3 protein-coding genes are annotated in these 6,512 nt (G+C 38.1%); 2 read left to right on the top strand and 1 reads right to left on the bottom strand.

What is annotated here, in order from left to right:
• Positions 1–239: 239 nt before the first annotated feature.
• Positions 240–2,747 (top strand): CHASE2 domain-containing protein, encoded by a 2,508-nt coding sequence (locus tag ACP6PK_RS19640; RefSeq protein ID WP_246844359.1) that lies wholly within the window; start codon positions 240–242, stop codon positions 2,745–2,747.
• Between the two features lie 606 nt (positions 2,748–3,353).
• On the opposite strand, the gene ACP6PK_RS19635 is transcribed toward ACP6PK_RS19640, so the two are convergent.
• Positions 3,354–4,169, bottom strand: a complete 816-nt coding sequence (locus tag ACP6PK_RS19635) for a hypothetical protein (protein WP_426561908.1) — start codon at positions 4,167–4,169, stop codon at positions 3,354–3,356.
• A gap of 890 nt (positions 4,170–5,059) precedes the next feature.
• Between ACP6PK_RS19635 and ctpB the strand changes: the two genes are divergently transcribed.
• Positions 5,060–6,367 (top strand): carboxyl-terminal processing protease CtpB, encoded by a 1,308-nt coding sequence (ctpB, locus tag ACP6PK_RS19630; protein WP_426561906.1) that lies wholly within the window; start codon positions 5,060–5,062, stop codon positions 6,365–6,367.
• The last annotated feature ends 145 nt before the right edge of the window (positions 6,368–6,512 follow it).

The raw sequence follows: 6,512 nt of genomic DNA, 5'->3' as shown, positions 1-6,512 counted from the left end.
CAACGTTGATAGCGTCGGGGCGGGTTCCGTCCAGGGTGTTAATGGGAACTCAATAAAATTAAATAAACCCGCCCCCATATCTACTCCACGGTGCGTGAGGCGGGTTTAAATAAATTCAACCTCACTATGTAACGAAATGTTGATGCACCTCATAGCCTTGAAATTGCTTCCTATCGTCGCAATGACAACTATTCAAGCGGATTTGATATAATAGATTTTCCAACACCAGTTTTTTTTAGATGATGACTCAGACTGCCACTAGATTTTACTTGAAGATTCAACAAGTGGAAAAACTATGCTTGTTTGAACTTGCTTGGGGTATGGGGCAACAATTAACTGTCAGTCTACCTTATCCTGAAAGTCTCACCATATCTTATCAAGATTGGCAAAGAAATTATCTGAATTTTTATCACAAAGCATTGCGAGGAAGGGTAGTAAATACAGGAAAACTAACCAGACAAGTTGATTGGCATCAAAAATTGGTGCAAGCAGAAGCAAAACTTCTGTGTGAGTTTCATCGATGGTTACGACATGAGGAACTGTATGATATTAGGGCGTTCATTGCTCAAGCTGCCAAACAAAAAACAGAAACTTTACCCTCACAGCACAAGACTCATGTATCAACTGTTGATATCTTTATAACTTGCAACTCCCAAGAATTATGTCGTTTACCGTGGGAAGCATGGGAAATTACAGAATTTGCTGCATGTAGCAAAATTAGAATTGCCCGTCAACCAATTAATATTCGCAACACCACAGTAAATTATAAATTCGAGCGCCGTCGAAGTAAAGCTAGAGTATTGGCAATATTGGGAGATGATACAGGTTTAAATTTTCAGGCAGATAAAGACGCAGTGAAATCTCTTTCCCCCATAGCAGAAGTAGAATTTGTCGGTTGGCAACCTCAAGAAAGTCAAGCAGAACTAAAAGAAAAAATTGTCAAAGCAATAACTGACGAACGCGGGTGGGATATTTTATTTTTTGCCGGACACAGTAATGAAACTCTGAATACAGGTGGGGAAATAGCGATCGCTCCAGGTACCACTCTATCCATCACAGAAATTTCCCAACCCCTAACTATAGCTAAACAAAGGGGTTTACAATTTGCTATCTTCAATTCCTGTTGTGGGTTAAGTATTGCTAATGCTCTGATAGACTTGGGTTTAAGTCAAGTTGCAGTCATGCGAGAGGCAATTCATAATAAAGTCGCCCAGGAATTTTTAGTAAGATTTCTCCAAAGTTTAGCCGAATACAAAGATGTTCACGAATCATTATTATCAGCGTGTCAATTTTTGAAACTAGAGAAAAATCTCACCTATCCCAGCACATATTTAATACCATCTTTGTTTCGCCATCCAGAAGCGCCACTATTTTGTCTCCAACCATCAAGTCTGAAACATAAACTTAAAAGGTGGTTGCCTACAAAAAGAGAAGCGATGGCTCTAAGTGCATTAATTTTATGTAGTTGGCAACTTTCAACTCAAAGGTTTTTGATTGAGAAGCGAGTATTAGTGCAAGCTATGTATCGTCAATATAGCAACCAAGTTGAAAAGCAAAATTCACCCCCTGTGCTGTTAGTCGAAATTGACGAAGATTCCATTAAAAAAGCTAAAATATCCGATCCTGTACCAATGGATCGTAGTTATATGGCTAAAATCATTGAGCAACTGACAACTATAAATGCCAAAATCATTGGTATTGACTATCTTTTAGACCGCTATCAACCAGAAAATGACAAAAAATTAGCTCAGATCCTGCGCTCATCAATAGAAAAACAAAACACTTGGTTTGTATTTGCTACATCCCAAAATCATGCTGGTGGTTGGTTTGAACCATTACCAGAGTTAGCCTCCCCCAAGTGGCGACTACAAGGAAATGTGCGTCTAGTCGGTTATGGGCGTTACGTTACCCATGTAACACTACTACCAAGTCAAGATTCTAGTAAAACACCATTGCCTTTTGGTTATTTGTTAGCAGTTGCTCACTTATTAAACTTTGAACAATCTGATAATTTGCTGCAACCTCAGATTAGTTCATCAACTAATTGGTTATCTCAAGTCAAAAATCATATTGCTGAGACTACGAATAAACATTTTTTTGATTTATCTTCTAGCTCATCTCGCTTAAAATCTTTAACAAAATTTTCTTATCGACTAAGGCAAATGTGGCTCCATCCAATTATAGATTTTTCTATTCCTCCAGAAGCAATTTTTGTACGTCTAGCCGCTTGGCAACTTTTAGAGAGTAGTGAATCCGAATTATTAGCAAAAACTACACTAGAGAAACGCCCATCAATAGTAATTATTGCTGCTGGATATAAAGATGCAGGATTAACTCCTGGAGAAGACAATTTTCCTTTACCTCCTGCTGTTAGTTACTGGCGTTCTCAAAAAAATCCTCCCGACCAAAGTAGGGCATTTACAGGGGGAGAAGTTCATGCTTATTTGGTTCATCATTTCCTTAAGCAACGATTAGTTATACCTATTCCTAATTTATGGCTAATTGGGGTGGCTGCTGTTTTAGGAAAAGGAGTAGTATTAATGTTAGATAATAGCTCTAACTCTAAGACACAAAAAAAGGAAATTATTTTATTATTACTATTTTTATTAACTCTAATTTATGGTCTTGTTTCTCTACAAATATACATTTCAGCAGCTATTTTATTACCTTGGTTGTTACCTAGTCTGACATTTTGGATTTATATATTTTTATACTTGATTAATCCCAAGTCAAGTTGGGGAAATTAAAGTTTTGTCAATATGATTTCCACTTGTACAATCATCATATAACAATCAGGAATGAGATGTGAGAACAACTGTAGGGGTTTGGTCTCCAAACCCATTCAACCGGAAATGATATAATTAGGACTTACGCAAAGAAACCCGGTTTCTAGGATAAATCCTTGTTTTGAGCAATAGACGTCTACGAGAAACCCGGTTTCTGGGTTCTCCTGCGTAAGTCCTGATAATTAAATAATTCAGGTTAAAAGCCTTCCCCTTGTAATTATGGTTTGCTCATTACAGTGCTTTTCAGATTGATGAACCACACCGTCATAAACAAAATCTAGTAGGGACGTTAGCATTTTTGCCTGTGCAACGTCCCTACTGTGGTCTACCGATATGAAAACCGCTATAAATCTAAAAGCATTTACAGATAAAGGTTTTAGCCTTTTTAGGTCTGGAAAAAGTACAAGGTTTTCGTTCTCTAGAGCTGCAAAAAGTTAGGATTTTGGGTTAATGCTCTTGCTGAAAAATCAAGGGATAATTCTTCCTTCTGCCTCCTCTAAATTCCCCATTCCCCATTCCTCCTAACTGATAACTGATAACTGATAACTGATAACTGAAATGACTCCTCTACTTAGAAGCATCTGGCAAGACAAAACGTTTTTCTCCATCTTCACTCATTTCTACTTTGCCACCAAGTTTGAGAATTTCTTGTTGAGCGCGTTCTCGTACCCTCTGGTCTCTTGTTTGATAATATACCCACAACCAGGCGTTAAACTTGATTAATTTACTATCTGGGTCTGTCTTGAGAAATTCTGCTGTATTTCTAAACAGAGAGCTTAACTCTTGGTATGATGTATTATCAGCCCATTCAGCAGCCATTTCGTGAGAACGAATTGCCCCTGGAATATCACCTACTAATAATAACTGATCTATCCCTTTGAATCTCCATACTTGCCAAGCTTTTGGATCTATCTCTGGGGAAAGTGCATCGGTGCCACGGGTCATATATTCTACAGCTACTTTGGGTTTACCTTCATATATAGATAAAGAGTTGGAAAGGAACAGATATATGTCAACCCATTTGGGATCTAAGCGAGTTATAATATCAAAGTAATCTTCACTTAGAGAATAGCCTGTTTCATTTCTAGCTGCATCATCCCCGAAATATTGGAGAAACTGCAAGAATACCCAATCTGCAATCAAGTTATCAAATCCAAAAGTAGGAGATGCTTTCCATAACTTGAGTTTTAGAGCTTCTTTTTGTTCGGCTAAGACTGCATCTGTTGAGTCTAAAACAATTTTCTCTTTTAAGGGAGAACCTTCTGGTGGCCATAATACTTGTAGGCTGATTATACCTGCTAAAGCTACAATGGGAACTGCTAGATTTACTAATGAACCTAGCCAATTTGGGGTTTGGGCTTTGCTTTCGACAATTTCTGACATCTTTAAAACTAAAAAAATTGTTGGTTTTTAAAGAACTATTTTAGCTGACAGGAGTTTTCATTTGGGTAGACCCCAGCAGGGACGTTGCACAGGCAAAAATGCGTTTTCCGTTCCGGAATGCTCCGCTTTCCATGTCGCATAGCGTTATCCTGGCGGACTGCTGCGCAAACATGTCCGCTCAAGCGCGGAAAACGTCCCTACTGGGTTATCATTTTTTCAATGTAGTTAATTGAGCTGAAAACTGCTGTAAATTTTCTTTTAGCATCTTTAGTATTTTAGTATTTTATGTGCCGCGATCGCTCTTTTCAATTAACTCAGCATTTGGGCAATGTAGTAGAAAATTTTATGATACTGACTCCTTCACTCAATAGGTGCTGGTGCATAGTAATGTTAGAGGAGGTGTGGGAGGTGTGGGAGGTGTGGGGAGTGTGGGGAGTGTGGGGGGAGGTGTGGGAGCGTGAGAATAAATTAAAAAATATATATCTTCAACCATTACAATGCAGGACTACCCAAAAATAAAGTTATTTAATTGTTCTGCTTTTCCTGAAATGATTTTCAAAAGTTATGAAAATTATTGAAGGAAATCTTGCCCGATCTAGTAGGTCATTTTTTTTCATGTTAGAATATGGAGTATACTCTATTAGGACTTCATTCCAATACCAACAGAGTTTATTATATGAACTTTAAGAAAAAAGAGCTTTAAACCTCGCTTTTCTCTAAAATTTTTCTTATTGTGTATTTCCTAATAAATTATAGATACAATAGATACAATTATCAATATCCTCAGCCAATATCCTAGTATATTAGGCTTCCTTAAATATAAACTACCCTTGTATCATAAAATATTGGGAAAGTCAACTCCATAAATGTCCAACTACCAAAAAAAATAAATGAACTCAGCTTCAAAACACTTTTCTTTTATTCAAAATATTTTATATAGTGGAGCGATCGCCACAACAGCAGCTTTATCTTTATTGGCCCCTAGCTTGAGCAAGCCTGCTGAGGCAAATTTAGAAAATAGTCCTAAAGTAGTTTTAGATGAAGCATGGCAAATTGTCAACCGCGAGTATGTTGATGGTAGTTTTAATCATACAGATTGGCAAGCTACTAGGAAAAGTTTATTAGAAAAAAACTATACTTCCCAAGCACAAGCTTACAAAGCATTACGCGAAGCTCTAGACAAACTGGATGACCCTTATACTCGTTTCTTAGACCCAGAACAGTTTAAAGCACTGACGAATCAAACATCAGGAGAAATGTCTGGAGTGGGAATGCAACTAAAGCAGGAAGAGCTTACCAAGGCGATCGCTGTGGTAGACGTTGTGGAAAATTCTCCAGCGATGAAGGGAGGTTTATTACCAGGAGACCAAATTAAAGAAATTGATGGTAAATCTACTTCGGGTTTAAGTGTATCAGCAGCAGCTAAACTGATTCGTGGTGATGTAGGTACAAAGGTAGTGCTGCGAGTTATTCGCCCCGGAGACAGAGAATTTGATGTGACTTTGACAAGGGCAAGAATTGAATTACAAGCTGTTCGTTACGACCTCAAGCGAGAAGGAGATCAGCGTATTGGATATATCCGTTTACAAGAATTTAGCGCCCATGCTGGAGAACAGATGGAAAGGGCGATAGAAGAGTTGGATAATCAAAATCCTGATGGTTATGTTTTAGATTTGCGGGGGAACCCAGGAGGGTTATTGCGTATTAGTATAGATATTGCTCGGATGTGGATGGATAAAGGTGCTATTGTCAGTACAGTTGACCGAGATGGAGATAGACAAGAACTTCGGGCAAACCGTTCAGCTTTGACTGATAAACCAACAGTGGTTTTGGTAGATGGTGACTCAGCGAGTGCTAGTGAAATTCTGGCAGGAGCGCTCAAAGATAATGGTCGTGCTGTAATTATGGGAGACCAAACTTTTGGGAAAGCTTTGGTACAGTCGGTGCATTCTTTATCAGATGGTTCTGGTTTGGCAGTAACTATTGCTCACTACTATACTCCTAAAGGAACTGATATTAGTAAAAAAGGTGTTACTCCTGATGTGGTTCTGAATTTGACAGACTCTCAAAAACGAAGGTTATATCGGAAACCAGAAGCGATCGCTACTAAATCAGACCCCTATTATGCTCAAGCTGTTAATCTTTTGAAAAATAAAGAATTGTTACGTCCTTTAGTATTAAGGGAAGAAGAAAATTAAATCAACATTCCTTGATTTAATTTGAGTAGGACTTATATTAAATCCGGTGATATGGTATCATTCAATATGGTAGGGGTTTGGAGACTAATTGGGGTTTGGAGACTAATTGGGGTTTGGAGACTAATTGGGGTTTGGAGACTAATTG

The sequence above is a fragment of the Dapis hubbardiae BLCC-M172 genome (assembly GCF_050016015.1).
In the GTDB taxonomy this organism is placed as follows: domain Bacteria; phylum Cyanobacteriota; class Cyanobacteriia; order Cyanobacteriales; family Microcoleaceae; genus Trichodesmium.
The sequence above is the reverse complement of the archived record's forward strand: the minus strand, read 5'-3'. Positions and strand labels throughout refer to the sequence as shown.

Coding starts and splice junctions, on each gene's coding strand:
- ACP6PK_RS19640 (WP_246844359.1), top strand. CDS start 240: ATGATGACTCAGACTGCCACTAGATTTTACTTGAAGATTCAACAAGTG.
- ACP6PK_RS19635 (WP_426561908.1), bottom strand. CDS start 4,169: ATGTCAGAAATTGTCGAAAGCAAAGCCCAAACCCCAAATTGGCTAGGT.
- ctpB (WP_426561906.1), top strand. CDS start 5,060: ATGAACTCAGCTTCAAAACACTTTTCTTTTATTCAAAATATTTTATAT.